Annotated in this window: 12 protein-coding genes; 6 read left to right on the top strand and 6 right to left on the bottom strand. The window is 63.3% G+C overall.

The features are described from left to right. From ACNQOP_RS09375 to ACNQOP_RS09350, 6 genes are all read right to left on the bottom strand, one after another. Positions 1-732 (bottom strand): TetR family transcriptional regulator, encoded by a 732-nt coding sequence (locus tag ACNQOP_RS09375; protein ID WP_416404304.1) that lies wholly within the window; start codon positions 730-732, stop codon positions 1-3. A 137-nt stretch (positions 733-869) separates the two neighbouring features. After that, on the bottom strand, positions 870-1,319 hold the full coding sequence (locus ACNQOP_RS09370) for a YbjQ family protein (protein ID WP_257368566.1): 450 nt from the start codon (positions 1,317-1,319) through the stop codon (positions 870-872). A 93-nt stretch (positions 1,320-1,412) separates the two neighbouring features. After that, positions 1,413-2,846 carry a dicarboxylate/amino acid:cation symporter gene (locus ACNQOP_RS09365; protein ID WP_416404303.1) on the bottom strand — a complete coding sequence of 478 codons (1,434 nt, stop codon included), beginning with the start codon at positions 2,844-2,846 and terminating at the stop codon, positions 1,413-1,415. 277 nt (positions 2,847-3,123) lie between these two features. Next, on the bottom strand, positions 3,124-4,806 hold the full coding sequence (locus ACNQOP_RS09360; RefSeq protein ID WP_416404302.1) for a DUF885 domain-containing protein: 1,683 nt from the start codon (positions 4,804-4,806) through the stop codon (positions 3,124-3,126). 66 nt (positions 4,807-4,872) lie between these two features. Beyond that, positions 4,873-5,118, bottom strand: coding sequence for an acyl-CoA carboxylase subunit epsilon (locus ACNQOP_RS09355; RefSeq protein WP_416404301.1), 246 nt, complete (start codon positions 5,116-5,118; stop codon positions 4,873-4,875). Continuing rightward, the gene (locus ACNQOP_RS09350) at positions 5,115-6,698 is read right to left on the bottom strand and encodes an acyl-CoA carboxylase subunit beta (protein WP_257368560.1); all 1,584 of its coding nucleotides are present in this window, start codon (positions 6,696-6,698) and stop codon (positions 5,115-5,117) included. Before ACNQOP_RS09350 ends, ACNQOP_RS09355 begins: the two co-directional genes overlap by 4 nt. A 211-nt stretch (positions 6,699-6,909) precedes the next feature. Between ACNQOP_RS09350 and ACNQOP_RS09345 the strand changes: the two genes are divergently transcribed. From ACNQOP_RS09345 to ACNQOP_RS09320, 6 genes are all read left to right on the top strand, one after another. Next, positions 6,910-7,788, top strand: coding sequence for an SDR family oxidoreductase (locus ACNQOP_RS09345; RefSeq protein ID WP_416404300.1), 879 nt, complete (start codon positions 6,910-6,912; stop codon positions 7,786-7,788). Positions 7,789-7,855: 67 nt separating this feature from the next. Further along, positions 7,856-8,779, top strand: a complete 924-nt coding sequence (locus ACNQOP_RS09340; RefSeq protein WP_284986181.1) for a biotin--[acetyl-CoA-carboxylase] ligase — start codon at positions 7,856-7,858, stop codon at positions 8,777-8,779. Continuing rightward, positions 8,772-9,365 (top strand): PH domain-containing protein, encoded by a 594-nt coding sequence (locus tag ACNQOP_RS09335; protein WP_235519494.1) that lies wholly within the window; start codon positions 8,772-8,774, stop codon positions 9,363-9,365. The genes ACNQOP_RS09340 and ACNQOP_RS09335 overlap by 8 nt, the downstream gene beginning before the upstream one ends. After that, positions 9,355-10,527 (top strand): adenylate/guanylate cyclase domain-containing protein, encoded by a 1,173-nt coding sequence (locus tag ACNQOP_RS09330; RefSeq protein ID WP_235519495.1) that lies wholly within the window; start codon positions 9,355-9,357, stop codon positions 10,525-10,527. Before ACNQOP_RS09335 ends, ACNQOP_RS09330 begins: the two co-directional genes overlap by 11 nt. A gap of 489 nt (positions 10,528-11,016) precedes the next feature. Then, complete coding sequence (locus ACNQOP_RS09325) at positions 11,017-17,106, top strand: Ig-like domain-containing protein (RefSeq protein WP_416404297.1); 6,090 nt, start codon at positions 11,017-11,019, stop codon at positions 17,104-17,106. 67 nt (positions 17,107-17,173) lie between these two features. Beyond that, positions 17,174-18,145 carry an AAA family ATPase gene (locus ACNQOP_RS09320; RefSeq protein WP_257368553.1) on the top strand — a complete coding sequence of 324 codons (972 nt, stop codon included), beginning with the start codon at positions 17,174-17,176 and terminating at the stop codon, positions 18,143-18,145. Positions 18,146-18,180 lie beyond the last annotated feature (35 nt).

Below are 18,180 nucleotides of genomic sequence, written 5' to 3'. Positions count from 1 at the left end.
TCAGAACCGATCTTTGGTGGTTGGAACAGAGGGTGCGGCTGATGCCGGAGATTGTGGGGCTGAAACGTCCGACGGCGGCGCGAAGCCGGCGCCGAGGAGACCCATCGCGTCGATGAGGTGCTGGCGAAGGATGGCGAGGGATTCCGCGGAGAGGTCGGGCCCACGTTCGGCGAACCACACGGTCATGGCCGCCTTGCCGCAGGAGATCACCGACCCGGCCAACGCATGCAAGTAGAGCTCGCTGATGCCTTCACCGAGCCGGCTGCGGGCAGCGTCAATGATTTGCCCGGTGCAATGTTCCCAGGCTTCAAGCTCGGACCGGGCCAACGAGCGGTTGTCCTGGGTGAGGCTGAACAGCTCGGCCATGGGTGCCACGGACATCGGATCCGCGAGGGCCATGAGGGCGGCCTGCGCGGATTCGAGGATGGATTCCTCTGCTGGACGCAGGCGGAATTGTTCCAGGGCGTGGTCCATGAAGCCGTCGGCTACTGATGCCAGGGCCGCTTCAAGGCTGGGGAAATAGTTAAAGAAGGTCCGTCGGGAAACTCCCGCGCTGGCAGCGATGTCCTCGACGGTGAAATTGCCGGAGCCGTTGCTGCGCAACAGGTCCAGGGCGGCGGACGCGATGGAGCTGCGGGTGGCCGCCTTGTTGAGCTCGCGCCGGGAGGGCACTGCGGCATCGGCAAGGGCAGGCGACTCTGCAACGGCATCGTGATTGCTGGTTTGGGTCACATACTTACACTAAGTGCAACTTTGCACTCTGCGCAATTTGAAGCGATCCCGGGCAAAAGGGATCCCGTTCTTGTTCGCTCTCCTCACCGTTGAAGGGGAGGAGAGCGAACAAGAACGGGATCTGCCGGGGGCTTGGTTTAGAACTGCGCCGGGGGAGCCGGCGGGGTGGGCTGGGCAGGCGGTGCTGGCTGCTGCGGCTGGGCCGGCTGTTGGGCGGCCGATTTGGTCAAATAGATCGACTGCCCCGTAGCCCCGGGCTCGCCTTCGCCGAGGGGGAGCACATAGACGGCGGTTCCGTAGGCGCAGACCTCGGTCCAGTTGGTGCCCATCTCGGAGGTGTCGAACCGCATGGCGACGATGGCATTGGCGCCACGTTGCTGCGCTTCGTTGACCATGCGTGCCATAACTTCCTGGCGGCTTTCGTAGAGTGCCTTGGTCATTTCGGGCAGCTCTCCGCCGCCTAGGGAGCGGAATCCGGCAAGCATCTGCGAACCGATGTCCCGTGAACGGACAGTGAGGCCCATGACTTCGCCGAACACGGCGTCGATCCGGTGGCCCGGAATTTCATTTGATGTGACGATCAGCATGCTCAGAGCCTATCCAGCTTTGGGCCCTTTAACAGGGAGATCCCCCGGGGAGAACTCCCCAGGGGATCTACGCCGTTCTAAAACGGGCTGGAATTAGGCTTTCGTTCCCGCGAGTTCCCGTTCATCCGCTTCAGCAGCGGCTTTGTCGGCTGCGTATTCATCAGCAAACGCAGCGCCATTGCGGGGTGCGTTGTAGAGCGACTCGTCCAGGATGCCTTGACGCTTTGCCACGATGGCGGGGACCAGCGCTTGGCCCGCAACGTTGACGGCGGTACGGCCCATGTCCAGGATGGGATCGATCGCCAGCAGGAGGCCGACGCCGGCAAGCGGCAGTCCCAGCGTGGACAGGGTCAGGGTGAGCATGACCACTGCGCCGGTGGTGCCGGCCGTTGCAGCGGAACCAAGGACGGAGACCAGCACGATCAACAGGTACTGGCTGAAGTCCAGGTTGATGCCGAAGAACTGGGCTACAAAGATCGCTGCGATGGCAGGGTAGATTGCTGCGCAGCCGTCCATCTTGGTGGTGGCGCCCAGCGGCACGGCGAAGGAAGCGTAGCCGGAGGGGACGCCCAGGTTCCGTTCGGTGACGCGCTGCGTGAGCGGCAGCGTGCCGATCGAGGAGCGGGAGACGAACGCCAGTTGGACCGCGGGCCAAACACCGGAGAAGTACTGCTTGACTGACAATCCGTGGACGCGGACCAGGATCGGGTACAGCACAAAGAGCACCAGTGCCAGGCCGATGTAGATGGCGGCCGTGAACTTGCCCAGCGAACCGATGGTGTCCCAGCCGTAGATGGCCACAGCGTTGCCGATCAGGCCCACGGTGCCCAGCGGGGCAATCCGGATGATCCACCAGAGGACCTTCTGGATAACGGCCAGTGCGGAAGCGTTGAATGTCAGGAATGCCTCAGCCTGTTTGCCTACCTTGAGTGCGGCGATGCCGACGGCGATGGCGACCACAAGGATCTGGAGCACGTTGAAGCTGACGGAAGTGCTGACCGTTGTGGCAGCGTTGGCGCTTTCGGTCACGGTAGAGCTGGCGCCGAGGCCGAGGAAGTTCTTGGGGAAAAGGCCGATCAGGAAGGCCCACCAGTCACCGGTCTTGCCAGCGTATTCAGCTTTCTGGGTAATGCCAGTGGCTGCCCCGGGCTGCAGGAGTACGCCCAGGCCGATGCCGATCAATACCGAAACCAGCGACGTGATGGCGAACCAGAGCAGAGTGTTCCAGGCCAGACGGGCAGCGTTGGAGACCTGCCGCAGGTTGGCGATCGAGCTCACCACAGCGGTGAAGATCAAAGGAACGACGGCGGTCTGCAGCAACGAGACGTAGCTGGACCCGATCGTCTGGAGGGTTGCGCCAAGGCCGTTGGGGGCTGTCTTGGTGCTGCCTGTGTACTTGGCGATGAGGCCAAGGACGAGGCCCACAATGAGGGCTGCGATGATCTGGACGCCGAAGGAACCGGCCCACTTGGGGAGCCGGAAGCCGGGCTTGCCAGCTGCTGGGGAAGTGTTGGTTGAGGTGCTCACCGAAACACGTTAGGTGTCTGGCTAATAACATAGCGAACGGACGTTGAGAAATGTTACGTGCGCAAAAGTTATTCCTACCGCTCCTGTGACGTTGGCCTCAGCGCGTATTTACCGGGCCGGGTCACGGTGGTCTCCGATGAGGACGGGTCCCGGTGAATTTGAGCAGTAGTGGGGAAGATTACACCGGACTTGAGCGAGTTGATTCGGTCGACTGGCTGCACGACCTGCCCCACCGATCGCACCTCGTAGTCACACGGGGCGATCAGTGGGAATAGCCTCAGCCCAGCAACGCCCGCCGCAGCACGTCCAAACCAACAGAGCCGATGTTCAGTGCCTTGCTGTGGAAGGACTTCAGGTCAAAGCCGTCGCGCCCCTCAAGCTCGGCACGGATCTGTTCCCACAGGCGCTGCCCCACCTTGTAGGACGGCGCCTGTCCCGGCCAGCCGAGGTAGCGGGTGAATTCGAATTGGAGTTGGCCTTCGCTGATATCGAGGTTGGCTTTGAGGAAGTCGAAGCCTTTTTCGGGTGTCCAGGTGCCGGTGCCCCAGCGTTCAGGGACAGGCAGTTCCAGATGGACGCCGATGTCGAAGACCACACGGGCTGCCCGCATGCGTTGTCCGTCCAGCATGCCCATGTGGTCACCCGGGTCTTTGAGGTATCCGAGCTCCAGCATGAGCTGCTCCGCGTAGAGCGCCCAGCCTTCGCCGTGGCCGGAGACCCAGCAGACATTGCGGCGCCAGTTGTTCAGGAGCTCACGGCGGTAAGTTGCCGTGGCGACCTGGAGGTGGTGGCCGGGGACGCCTTCGTGGAAGACCGTGGTGGTTTCGGACCACGTGGTGAAGGTGTCTTCGCCTGCTGGAACTGACCACCACATGCGCCCAGGTCGGGAGAAGTCGTCGGAGGGGCCGGTGTAGTAGATGCCACCCTCGTCGGTAGGGGCGATCATGCACTCGAGGGTTTTCATGACATCCGGGATGTCGAAATGGACGTCGGCGAGCTCGGACACGGCACGGTCGGAAAGTTCCTGCATCCACGCTTTGAGTGCGTCGGTGCCCTTGATCTGGCGCGCGGGGTCGTTGTTGAGGATGGCCTTGGCTTCTTCAATGGATGCGCCGGGCTTGATCTGCGCCGCGACCTTTTCCTGCTCGCCGATAAGCCTCTCGAGCTCCTGAACGCCCCAGGCGTACGTCTCTTCCAGATCGATTTGTGCGCCAACGAATGAACGCGAGGCCAGCGCGTAGCGTTCGCGCCCGACCGCGTCCTTCTCCGGTGCAAGGGGGAGGAGCTCGTCCCGCAGAAAATCGCCGAGGGCGCTGTACGCAGAACGCGCGGCTGCGGTCCCGGCGTCGAGCCTGTCCTGAACATCGGCGGGCAGCGGCTGGCCATTAAGGGCGGCCGATGAAGCCATCTTGGCGAAGAATCCGTCCTCGGCTGCGTATCGGCCGGTCTGCTCGATGACAATCCGGACTTGGCGGGCGGCGGCTACTTTGCCCGACGCGGCAGCGGTCCGGAGGGAAGCGATGTACCTCTCAATCGCCCCGGGAACATTAGCTGCACGGCCGGCGATATGCTCCCACTGTTCCACCGTGTCCGTGGGCATGAGGTCGAAGATCGCACGAATGTCCTGGGCCGGTGAGGCGATGTTGTTGAGGTCGGCGGCGTCCCAACCCGACTCGTGGATCTCCAGCTCCAGTCCGAGCCGCTCGCGCATGGCGTCCAGGGTGACGGCGTCCACGTCATCCGAAGGCTCAAGGCCGGCCAGGGCGTCCAATGCCAACCGTGTGGCCTCCGCATGAGCCTCGGCACCGGCGGGCGAGTAGTCCTGGTATTCGGTTTCGTGTCCCGGCAGCCCGAGCGTGGTGGCGAAGCTGGGGTTGAGTTCGATCAGCTTTTCTGTGTACGCGTCAGCGACGGCATCGATGGCGGACTTCGGGCGTACGGGGGTGTTTGCAGTAGTCACCCACAGAGCCTATCCGCGACGCAGCTTACGTGAAAGGGTTGTTGAACTTTTCTACGAACGGGAAAATTAGCCGCGGCTGCGCTTCCATGCACCCGGACCCGGGCTGGGATCCAGGCGCAGTTGTTGGCGACGGACCCAGTGACGGACGCTCGGCTTGGTTGGGGCCGCTTCCTGCGGTGTCCCAAGGGAGATCACGACGGCGGCAATCGCCGCGAGCTCTTCGGCCGTCGGTTCGCCCTTGACCACCGAGAACAGCGGGGTGGCCGGTTCTTGATCGGGCGCCGTATCGGCGCGGTGCTTCGGCGTGCTCACAGCGGGATGTTTCCGTGCTTCTTGGTGGGCAGGCTGGCACGCTTGTCGCGAAGGGCGCGCAGGCCGCGAATGATCTGTACACGGGTATCCGAGGGAGCGATCACGGCATCAACGTAACCCAGTTCAGCGGCCTGGTAGGGGTTGAGGAGTTCTTCCTCGTAGCCCTGGATGATCTCGGCCCGCTTGGCCTCGACATCACCGCCGGCTTCGGCCACCGCAGCGAGATCGCGGCGGTACAGGATGTTCACCGCACCCTGGGCTCCCATGACGCCGATCTGGGCGGTGGGCCAGGCGAGATTCAGGTCTGCGCCGAGCTTCTTGGAGCCCATCACGATGTAGGCGCCACCGTAAGCCTTGCGCGTGATGACGGTGAGCTTGGGAACGGTTGCCTCGGCGTAGGCATAGAGGAGCTTGGCGCCACGGCGGATGATGCCCTGGAATTCCTGGTCCTTGCCGGGCAGGAAGCCGGGGACGTCCACCAGGGTGATGATGGGGATGTTGAAGGCATCGCAGTGGCGGACAAAGCGGGCAGCCTTTTCCGAGGCGGAGATGTCCAGGGTTCCCGCGAACTGCATGGGCTGGTTGGCCACGATGCCCACAGTGTGCCCCTCAACGCGGCCGTAACCGATCATCACGTTGGGGGCGTAGAGGGACTGCATCTCAAGGAAGTGGGCGTCATCAACGATCTGCTCGATGACCTTGCGCATGTCATAAGGCTGGTTGGCGGAGTCGGGGATCAACCCATCCAAGGCGAGGTCGTCGTCGTCGACTTCCAGTTCCTGGTCGTGCTCCACAACGGGGGCCTCGGATAGGTTGTTGGACGGCAGGAAGTCAAGGAGTTCGCGAACAAACTCAATGGCGTCTGCTTCGTCGGAAGCGAGATAAGTGGAGGTGCCGGTGGTGGCGTTGTGCTGCCGCGCGCCGCCCAGGGTTTCCATATCCACATCTTCACCGGTGACGGTCTTGATGACGTCGGGTCCGGTGATGAACATGTGGGATGTTTTGTCCACCATGACCACATAGTCGGTCAGCGCGGGGGAGTACGCGGCGCCGCCGGCGCACGGGCCCATAATGAGGGAAATCTGGGGGACCACGCCGGAAGCGTGGACGTTGTTGCGGAAGATGTCCGCAAACATGGCCAGCGAGGCGACGCCTTCCTGGATACGCGCGCCGCCGCCGTCGTTGATGCCCACAACCGGGCAGCCGTTGCGGAGGGCAAATTCCTGGACCTTGACGATCTTCTCGCCATTGACCTGGCTCAGCGAGCCGCCGTAGACACTGAAGTCCTGGCTGTAGATGGCGACGAGGCGTCCGTCCACGGTGCCGTAGCCGGAAACGACGCCGTCGCCAAGGGGCTTCTTCTTTTCCATGCCGAACGCGGTGGAGCGGTGGACTGCAAGGGCGTCGAACTCGACGAACGATTCAGGGTCAAGCAGGAGGTCGATGCGTTCGCGGGCAGTGTTCTTACCGCGTGCGTGCTGCTTCTCAATCGCTTCCGGGCCGGAGGGTTGCTCGGCACGTGCCTGGCGGTCGCGGAAGTCGGCAATCTTTCCCGCTGTCGTTGTCAGATCGTGGCTCATCAAGTGTCTCCGGCTCTGTAGCTGATTTTCGCTGGCGCAGTTCGGTGTTGGCGCAAAGCTTAAGTAGCTTCCGTACAAAGAACAGGCCCCGCAGGCCAGTCTAGTGACGCCTTTGCCGCGAACCGCTGTAGAAACCCTACAATTTTCCGCGTCCAAGCCAAAGGCAACGCTATGTTACCCGTCAGTAACATACTTGGGTTAGAGTGTCCCCATGACTTCAAGCAACGACGCTTCCCGCGCACTCCCGAAGGCAGAAACTCCCTACGTGGCCACCGGATCGCTCAAGGGCAGGACCATCCTGATGTCCGGTGGAAGCCGCGGCATCGGACTGGCCATTGCCACTCGTGCAGCCCGCGATGGCGCCAACATTGTGCTGATGGCAAAGACCGGCGACCCGCATCCCAAACTTGAGGGGACGGTCTTTACCGCTGCTGACCAGTTGGTCGCAGCGGGCGGCCAGGCGCTGCCGCTGGTCGGGGACGTCCGCAACGATGACGATGTCGCTGCAGCGGTCGCCGCCGCCGTCGAGCGTTTCGGAGGGATCGACGTCGTCGTTAACAACGCCTCGGCGATCGACCTGTCCCGAACCGACGCCGTGGACATGAAACGCTATGACCTCATGCAGGACATCAACGTCCGTGGCACTTTCCTGCTCTCCAAGCTGGCGTTACCGGCCCTGCGTGAGTCAGGGCACGGCCACATCCTCACATTGTCGCCGCCCCTCAACCTGGACCCCAAGTGGGCAGGGATGCACTTGGCCTACACAATGGCCAAGTACGGGATGAGCCTCACCACCCTCGGTCTCGCCGAAGAGCTGAAGGACGACGGCGTTTCGGTCAACTCGCTCTGGCCGTGCACCCTGATCGACACGGCCGCGATCCGGAACATGCCCGGCGGCCAGCAGATCGTCCAAGCAGCACGTGGCCCGGAGATCATGGCCGATGCGGCGCACGCTGTGCTGACCGGCCAGGGCACCACAGGTAATTTCTTCACCGACGAACAGGTGCTCCGCGCCGCCGGCGTGTCGGACTTCGCGCCGTACAGCCTCGGCGCCCCCGAAGACCGCCTGGTGCCGGACATTTTTCTCTAGGCGGATTCCCAGACGCTTTTGGAGCCAGACACCATCCCAGGCCGCCGCAACTGGATAGGATTCAGCTATGGATGCCGAACAGCCAGAGAGCAGCGAGCCGCACGTCCCCTCTGCCCACACAGACCGGCCCGGGCTGGACCGCCAGGCGCTCCTTGAGCCGGACTTCCTGTCGGCAACGGGCATCTCCCAACTGAACATCGTCGAGTCCACAGGATCCACCAACCAGGACCTGGTGCGGGCCGTCACTGTCGAGCCGAAGAAGTGGGCCGACCTCGCCGTGCTGACTGCGGAGCACCAGACTGCCGCACGCGGACGGCTGGACCGTCATTGGGAATCGCCGGAACGCTCCGCCGTGTCTGTGTCCATGGTGCTGCGCCCCGTCACGGCTGACGGCATGCCCGTCCCCACGCAAAGCTATTCGTGGATTTCTCTTCTGGCTGCCGTCGCGTTGCGGGAGGCCCTGCAGGAAACGGCCGGTGTGACCGCGGAGATCAAATGGCCCAATGATGTCCTGGTAAACGGACGCAAGATCGCAGGGATACTGGCCCAGATGACGCCCTTGGGGGACGGGTCGGTCCCCGCGGTGATCCTGGGAGTTGGCCTCAACGTGTCCCTGGCTGAAGACGAACTTCCGGTGCCCACGGCCACGTCACTCGCCCTGGAAGGGGCCACGACGACGGACCGCACCGCGCTGCTGAAGAGCTACCTATCGCGGTTTGCGCGGTTGTACCGCAGTTTCTGCAACGCCGAAGGTGACCCGGCTGCTGGCCTGGCCGGGGGACAGTCCCTGCATAAGCGCGTTGAATCCGCCATGGTGACATTGGGTCGCGAGGTCCGGGCCCACTTGCCTGGTGACAATGAACTGGTGGGGCATGCATCCCGCCTTGATGAGCATGGTTCGCTGCTGGTTGTGGACCATGGCGGCAGGGAGCACGTTATTACGGCCGGGGATGTGGTGCATTTGCGCGCCACAGAAAGCGGTTATGCGTAAGGAGTTGCTACCGGGGGAACAGGTCATCGCCGTGACACGGCAGCAGGGCCGAACCTTGTTTCTTCCTGTGCTGGTGTTCATTGTCGTTCCGGCTGTCGCCGCTTACGCCTGTGCCTGGGTGGTCAAAGGCAATGCACAGCGTCTGGCCCCCTTCATTACCGCGGAATGGACGCCATGGCTCATGGGCGCTGCGGTGGTTCTTGCTGCGTGGGTGCTGCTTGCCTACTGCTTCAAACGTGTGCTCCACTGGCGTTCTGTCCGATACATCCTGACGAGCCGCAGGATACTTGCCAAGTACGGCATGTTTCGACGCAATGACTGGCAGGTTTCCCTCATGGCGGTACGTCACGTGGGGGTTCATCAGACGGTGATCCAGCGGGCACTGCACTCCGGGAATATATCCTTGGATACCGGGCACTCCGGAGTGGCCGTGCTGAACGACGTCCCCCTGGTTGGGAAATTCAGGGGCTTCATTCTTGACGCGATGGATGAGCTCCCGAAGGGTGAGGTTTTTGAGGGTGAAGTGCTGAGGGATTTTGACGAGTTGCCGTGGGAGCTGAGAGAAGGTGGAAGAGATGAGCGTTGAGGATCAGCAGTCCGGCGAGGACCTGGACCAAGAGTTCGACGCCGTACCCGAGCCTTCCGCGGACGAGGACACCGAGGCGCGGCCCGCCCCGGTGACCACCGGTCCGCCCACTGGCGTGATGTCCGCGGAGCGCCTCGCCATTAAAGCACTTGAGTCCAAGCTCCTGGGTGGGGAACGCAAGCTCCGCCGTCGTGAAGTTGCCGCCGGTGCCGGCGTGTCCATCCTTTCCGCCCGGAAGATATGGCGAGCCCTGGGCTTCCCGAACTTTGGCGATGAGGACGTTGCCTTCACCGAGCGGGACCAGGCGGCGCTGTCCCGCATCCTTGACCTGGTGCGTGCGGGCCTCCTGACTGAAGAGGCCGCGATTTCCGTGACCCGGTCCATCGGGCAAATGACCGACCGTATGGTGGTCTGGCAAATCGAAGCCCTGGTGGAGGACATGGTGTCCGAACAGGGTATTCCCGACGCCGTCGCCCGCAAGAAATTGGTGGCCCAGCTGCCTGCCCTTGTTGACTCTCTCGAAGAGATCCTTGTCTACTCCTACCGCCGCCAACTCAACGCCGGCGTTCAGCGGCTGGCCGTTCGCGCCGAAGCCGGCTTGCAGGCCAGCGAAGAAGGCCGCGAGGGCGATGAGGACGATTCGCCGTTGCCCCTGGCCCGGGCCGTTGGGTTCGCGGACTTGGTCTCTTACACCAGCCTTTCGCGCCGGATGAATGAGAAGACGCTGGCGCAACTGGTACAGCGCTTTGAGAACAAGTGTGCGGAAATCATCTCCGTCGGCGGTGGCCGCTTGGTTAAGACTGTCGGTGACGAAGTCCTCTACATTGCCGAAACGCCTGCGGCCGGAGCCGAAATTTCGCTGGCGCTCGCCCAGGCCTTCACGGAAGACGAGATCCTGCCCCAATGCCGTGTGTCCATGGTGTGGGGCCGCATCCTTTCCCGGCTCGGCGACATCTACGGGCCTACCGTTAACCTTGCTGCCCGGCTCACCACCCTGGCCCAGCCCGGAACGGTTTTGGTGGATGCCATGACGGCTGCGGCACTGGGGCAGGACGACCGCTTTGTCCTGGTTCCCCAGAAGTCCGAGAACGTCCGTGGCTTCGGCGAGATCCATCCCGTCATGCTGGCCCGTGGCCGGGGCAAGGGCCTGGTCCTGGACTAGGGCCCCGCGGTAAGCCCCCGCGGCCTTCCGACCTGCAGACCCGAACGCTCTCTCACATCCCGCCGTATTCCGCCGGGCGCTCTCTCACTTCCTTGAAGAAAGTGGGAGAGCGTTCCGCTTTAAGGGGGTGGGATGTGCGAGAGGGTGGGGCAGCTAGCGGTTCGGAAGGTGCGTTTCAAGTCACAGCTTGGCTATTCGATGGATTAACCCGGTAGGCTGTGCGTTGATTCTGCTGACCGTGATGATGGCGGAAGACCGGGCAGTTGTCCCCATCGCGCAACGGCATGCCGAGGCCGTAGGCTGTCAAAGCCAATGGATAGCCGGGTCTCGGGTCTCCTCCGTTGGCCGTGGGGTGCGTGGGATAGTCTTAGGGACTGAAAATTCCGCCGCCGTATGGGGGTACTGCGGAATGCACGGCTGCCGGCACATGCCGGTTGGCCTGGAAGTCGCTGCGTGTGGGCGGCTGTACACAAAGGGAATTTTGGGGCTGTGACAACTTTCTTCGCCAAGCTGGGGCTGAAAAAGCGTCAAAACAGGAAGCTTATTTCGGGCATTGCGGGCACTGCTGCGGGCGCAGTCCTGGTGGCCGGCGCTGTGTTGTATCCGGGGTTCAAAACCACTGAAGTGGACTTGAACGACGGCGGCGTCTGGGTGGTGAGCAAGACCAAGAATGCCGTGGGTCGGCTGAACTATCCGTCCCGCGTCCTCGACGGTGCCGTCACTCCGGCCACCACGACTTTCGATGTGCTTCAGCACGATGGCAACGTCTTCGTGGACGACGAATCCGGTTCCACGATCAACCAGGTGTCGGCCGCAAACCTCAAGCTCGGCGGCGACAAGCAACTGCCGTCGTCCTCGCAAGTCAGCTACGGTTCAACCGTCCTTTCCGTGACAGACCCTGCCCGCGGCAAGGTGTGGGCGTTGTCGCCATCCACGGTAAACGGCTTCGATGAAGAGGGCACCGAGCCCGTGTTGACGGGAAACCAGGGCCTCGTGTCGGCCGTCGGGGCTGACAACCGCATTTACACAGCGGATCCCGGCAAGGGCGAGATCACGGTCACCACAGTCGACGCCGATGGGGTGCGAACCAACTCCGAGGTCACCAGCGTGGACGGGCTCAAGGGAGCGGGCGACCTGCAGATCGCTGTGGTGGGGGACAAGCCAGTGCTCCTGGACGCCAACTCCGGGAATCTCTTCCTCCCCGGCGGTCGCAAGCTCCAATTGCAGGACGCCCGTGAGGCGAAACTGCAGCAGAGCAGCCAAGACAGCAGCTATGTAGCCATCGCTACGCGCAAGGCCCTTTTGAAGCAGCCGCTGGACGGCGGAACTGCTGCTACCGTCAACGCCGACGGCGAGGGCGTCCCGGCATCGCCGGTCCAGGTCAGCAAGTGCGTTCACGCAGCCTGGGCGGGAGCCAACAAGTACGTCCGCGATTGCGATAACGACGCCGATGACAAGAAGAACAACGTCCCCAAGGCAAGTGCCTCGCCGAGCTACGTGTTCCGCGTCAACCGCGATCTCGTGGTCCTCAACGATGTGAATTCGGGCAGCGTGTGGCTGGTCAACCAGAACATGCAGCTCGTCAACAACTGGGACGACGTTGTCCCTCCCAAGAACCAGTCCGATGACCAGGACCAGGAGTCGGCGGACAACAACACCATCAACGTCCTCCCGGACCGCACCAAGCCGAACCGCCCACCGGACACCAAACCCGATGAGTTCGGTGTCCGCCCGGGCCGGACATCCATCCTGAGCGTCCTGGACAACGATTCAGATCCCGACGGCGATGTCCTTACCGCTGCTGTGGGGGCGAACGGCCCGAAGGCGGGTGCGCTGGAGAACATCTACGGTGGCTCGGCCTTCCAGATCAAGGTCCCGGCCGAAGCCAAACCGGGGACGGAAGTCTTCGACTACAACGCCTCCGATGGCCGTGGCCTGTCAGCCGGCGGCCAAGTAACACTTCATGTGGTGGGGCCGGACGAGAACAAGCCGCCCTTCTTCAAACGCGGAGAGCCCACCACCATGCTGGTGGAACAAGGCAAATCGGTGAGCCAGAACATCCTGACTGACTGGATGGACCCGGACGGGGACGACCTGGTCCTCCTGGACGCAAAGTCGGATAACGACCAGGACCAGGTAAAGGTGCGCCGCGACGGCCTCCTCACCTACCAGGATTCCGGTGCTGCCCCCGGCAAGAAGAACGTCACCATCACTGTTTGGGATGGACGCGCAACCACCACGGGCCGCGTGGTGGTCAACGTGCAGCCGCCAGGCGCCCTCGCCCCGGTGGTCAACGCGGACCACGTCACGGCAGTGGTGGGCCAGGACCTGGTGATCGCACCGTTGAAGAACGACGTTGATCCCAACGGTGGTGCCCTGCGGGTGGCGCATGTCGAGGCTGCCGGTCAAGCGGAGCTCGGCCCGGTGACCGACGGCGGTACCTTCACTTTCCGGAGCAACACCCCGGGCCCGGTGTACTTGACGTACATCGCCAGCAATGGCCCCCAGAGCAGCCAAGGCCTGATCCGTGTGGACGTGGAGTCCGGCAAGGACGCCGGCGCCCCGGTGGCCGTCCACGACGTCGCGCTGCTGCCCGTCGGCGGCAGCGTTCTGGTGGACCCCTTGGCCAACGACTCCGATCCTTCCGGAGGCGTGCTGGTCCTGCAGTCTGTGACCGTCCCGGATGGCTCGTCCGCTTCTGTGAGCGTCATTGACCACAGCGTCCTGCGTGTCACGGACGTCCTGGGAGCGAAGGAACCCTTCGTTTTCAGCTACACCATGTCCAACGGTCGCGCCTCAGCCACAGGTACGGTGGGCGTCGTCCCGGTGCCGGCTCCCGCCGTCGTCGAAGCTCCGCAGCCGAAACCTGACGAAGTCAACGTCCGCGTCAACGACGTCGTGACCATTCCTGTCCTGGACAACGACACCCACCCGCAGGGTGAAGAGCTGTCCGTGGACCCGGTGCTGGCACAGGGCATCCCGGAGGAAGACGGCAAGGCGTTCATTTCCGAGAAGACCCTCCGTTTCATCGCAGGACCGACCCCTAAGACGGTGCGGGCAATCTACAACGCGGTGGACCCGCAAGGGCAAAAGAGCGCCGCCGCCGTCACCATCCACATCCTGCCGTTGGAGGACACACAGAACTCGCGCCCACAGCCGCAAAACCTGACGGCCCGGGTGGTGGCTGGTGGCAGTGTCCGGATTCCGGTGCCACTGGACGGCATAGACCCCGACGGCGATTCAGTCCAGCTCACCGGTATCGACAGCACGCCCACTATGGGAACGGCTACGGCGGGCAGCAGCTTTATCGACTTCGTTGCCGCCGGTGACGGCGCCGGCACCGATACGTTCCGATACAAAGTGATCGACCGGCAAGGCGCAGTCAACGCCGGAACGGTGACGGTAGGCGTTGCACCCCGTGGGGAAAACAACCAGAAACCGGCACCGGTGGATGACGAGGTCAAGGTCCGTCCAGGCCGGCAGATCGCCGTGGACGCCACCGCCAATGACACCGACCCCGATGGCGACATCATCCGTATCCTGACGGAGAGTATTGAAGCTGACCAGGGCGTGGATGCCCAAGTCAGCAAGACCAGTGGCCGTGTCCTGGTGACAGCCCCGGCCGTCGAGGGCACCATCAACGTGCGCTACTCGGTGGCTGATGATCGAGATGCCGTGGGTAACGCCACCATCCGTGTGATCGTCAAGAACGACATCCCGCTGCAGGCACCGATCGCACGGGATGATCGTGTAACGTCTGCGCAGACCCTCGGAAAGACGGCCGTGGACGTACCGGTCCTGAAGAACGACGAGGACCCCGACGGCGTAGGCGAGAACCTGAAGATCTCTACCGGCCTGGAAACGGCCCGGCCAGGATCCGACGGCAACGTGGTGGTGGACCTCACCGAGCAGCCGCAACTGGTGCCCTACACCGTGGAAGATGTGGACGGCCAAAAGTCCACCGCCATCATCTGGGTTCCGGGCATCGGCCAGCAGGTTCCCACGCTCGCCAAGGATGACGTGGTGGAGTTGATCTCGGGGCAGTCCGTGACCGTTGATCTCGCCGAGTGGGTGAAGGTCCGTGAAGGACGCTCGCCGCGCCTGACGCAGGTGGACCGCATCAAGCTCATTGGTGCCGATGGCAGCGACCCCGTGGCGAACAACGGAACGTCCATCAAATACACCGCCGGCGCGGAGTACGTTGGTCCCGGTTCGATCAGCTTCGAAGTCACCGATGGTACTGGTCCCGACGACCCCAACGGCCTGAAATCGACGCTGAGCATCCGCACCAAGGTGCTGCCGGATCCGAACAAGAACAACCCGCCCGTGCTGCTCGGCAGTGAACTTGAGGTACCCAAGGGTGACTCTGCCAGCCTGGACCTCGGCAAGCTCACCTCCGACCCGGATGCTGACGACGTCCAAAACATGAAATATGAGCTGGTGGGCGCGGCCCCGAGTGGCTTCAGGGTCAATGTCGACGGCAAGTCGTTGAAGGTCTCCGCTGATGATTCGGTGCAGATCGGACAGGGCGGCACTGTCCAGGTCAAGGCAAAGGATCCCCGCGGGCTGGAAGCGCTGGCTACCTACAAGTTGTCGTTGAGCGCGTCCAACAGGCCCAAACCGGTAGCCAATGATGACGTGGAACCGGATGCACAGTCCGGGAAACCGGTGACCGTCAACGTCCTCGCGAACGATTCGAATCCGTTCCCGGACACGGCCCTGAAGATCGTTTCGGCCGTGGTGGAGACCGGCCAAGGTTCGGCTGAGCCTGCGGGAGACAGCGTCACGGTGACGCCCGGTGGTGGATTCACCGGCACCATGGTTGTTGCCTACACAGTTTCAGACAAGACGGGTGAGTTGTCCCGCTACGCCACGGCACGTGTGCGCCTCACGGTTAAGGACAAACCCGAGGCCCCCACCACTCCGCTGGCCCAAAGCGTCGGGGATCAAACGGCCCTGCTGACTTGGAATGCCCCCGCCGACCGGGGATCGCCCATTACCAAGTACACCGTGTACGGCGAGGGCGGATTCAAGCAGGACTGCCCGGCCAACACCTGCACCCTGACGGGCCTGACCAACAACGTGAAGTACCACTTTGCCGTGACAGCCACCAATGCCATCAAAGAGTCCGAACGTTCACCGGTATCGGCCGAGGTCCGCCCCGACGTCAAGCCGGACACACCTGTTGCGCCCACCCTGAAGTTCGGCGACAAGCAGCTCTCCGTGGCGTGGGTTCCGCCGGCCAGCAAGGGTTCACCCGTGAAGTCCTACGATCTGGAAATCTCACCGGCTCCGGCCGGTCAGAACCCGCAGATCCAAAACCTCACCGGCTCCAGCCATGTATGGTCGGGCCTGACCAACGGCGTGGCGTACAAGGTGCGGGTGCTTGCCCGGAATGATGCCAAGGAGCCTTCGGAGTGGAGCCCCTATTCCGCCGCGGAAACTCCTGCGGGCATTCCGGCCACACCTGCGGCGCCGACGGTTTCCGGTGCCGGGTCCGTAGGAACTCAGAGCCAGTTGCAGGTCAGCTGGAAGGCACCCAACAACAACGGTGACGCCATCTCTGCCTATACGTTGACCACTTACCGTGGTGGAGCCGTCGTCGGCACCCAGTCTGTGGCCGCGACGTCGCAGAACGTCACCGTAGCCAATGCCGAGGCTGACTACACCTTCACTGTTTCGGCCACGAACAAGGCGGGTGTCAGTGGGGTTAGCCAGCAGTCGGCCGGCATCCGAGCCGCAGGCAAGCCGGGAACCGTTGGAAGCGGCTCGGTCACGGCGACAGGAACCAGTGGTCAGCTTCGGGTGGCGTTCACGCCGCTTACCGCCGCCGAACGGAACGGTTCCCAAGACAACGAAATCACCTACCGCTGGCAGACGGCCAACGGCTCCGGTCCCATCGGGCGCGGTGGCGGTGACATCGGGGGGCAACCCAACGGCACCAATGTTGCGGTCAACATCATCGCGACGTCGGTCAAGAACGGTATGGCCGGCGACGGCAAGAACATCGGCTCGGGTAACCCGTACGGCCCGCCCAATGCACCGAACGTCAGCGGCGGCAAATCCGCCAAGGGCGACGGCCAGGTCCACTGGACGTGGAACAACCCGAACATGAACGGCCGGCCACTGGACCACTACGAGGTCAGCCTCGACAACGGCGGCTGGACTGGAGTGGGCAAGGCAAACAGCTATGACGCGCCCGGTGGCGGTTGGGACAAGACCCGGCAGCTGAAGGTCCGCGCCGTCACGGTAGTCGCAGGACCCGGCAGTGGAAACGTCGCATCCACGTCCGGTGTCGATCCGACCCCTCCGCCTCCCCCTCCAACACCATCCCAGATCCAGGCGCACAACAGCACGTGCCCCGGCAAGCCGGGTCAGGCTGACACGTACAACCCGAGCGGTCCCACGTGTGGAGTTGGCTGGGTGGAACGCTCGTGGGGCCGGATTGATGTCACCTGCAGGCAGGACATCTACCGCAACGGCACGGCTTGGTACAAGCTCAAGGGATCACCGAAGGATGGCTGGTTCGTCAAGCCCATCACGGTGGACCTTTATGGCCCCGTCCCTCCGCCGTGCTGAACCCGGCCTACGACGCTGGGCAACACCGTCACCCCAACACCCCCTTCACAACGAACAGGATCAACCGATGACCATGACAAACGAGCAAGCCGCGTGGTTTGCAGAGACGTTCGAGAAGCTCGTTGCCAACGTGGGCCAGGCCGTACTGGGCAAGGAACACGTCATCCGGCTGACCTTCACGGCGATGCTGGCCGAAGGGCACGTCCTGTTCGAGGACGCTCCAGGCACCGGTAAAACGTCGCTGGCCCGGGCACTTGCCGCGACGGTCCAGGGTTCGCACAACCGCATTCAGTTCACCCCGGACCTCCTGCCGTCGGACGTGACTGGTGTGACCATCTATGACCAGAAGACCCAGAAGTTCGAGTTCCACAAGGGTCCGGTGTTCAACAACATCGTCCTGGCTGATGAGATTAACCGTGCCTCGCCGAAGACGCAGTCCGCGTTGCTCGAAGTCATGGAGGAGTCCCGGGTGACCGTGGACGGCACCACCTACGACGCCGGCCGCCCGTTCATGGTCCTGGCAACCCAGAACCCGATCGAGCAGGCAGGCACCTACCGGCTGCCCGAGGCCCAGCTTGACCGCTTCCTGATCAAGACCTCCATCGGCTACCCGGACCACGCGTCCACGGTTCGGTTGCTGGGTGGGGCCAACCTGAAGGACCGTTCAAAGGAGCTCACCCCGCTTATCACCACCCAGGCTGTGGCTGATATGGCGGACCTCGCAGCCACAACCCACGTGGACACGGCCGTGCTTGAGTACATTTCCCGCCTGTGTGAGGAGACCCGCAACGCCTCCGAGACCCGCCTCGGTGTGTCCGTACGTGGCGCACTGGCCATGGTTCGGGCTGCCAAAGTGTGGGCAGCCGGGCAAGGCCGGAACTTCGTGTTGCCGGATGACATCAAGGAACTGGCGCCGGTGGTGTGGACGCACCGATTGGTGATGGATCCGGAAGCCGAGTTCTCCGGTGCCACACCGGAAGTGGTGCTCAACCGCGTCCTCGCCGATGTCGCTGCACCACAGCAGCGCGCCACGGCGTAGCCGGTACTCCAAACCGACCCCGGACCTGCAGTCCG

The sequence above is a fragment of the Arthrobacter sp. LFS091 genome (genome assembly GCF_047977885.1).
Lineage (GTDB): Bacteria > Actinomycetota > Actinomycetes > Actinomycetales > Micrococcaceae > Arthrobacter.
The sequence above is the reverse complement of the archived record's forward strand: the minus strand, read 5'-3'. Positions and strand labels throughout refer to the sequence as shown.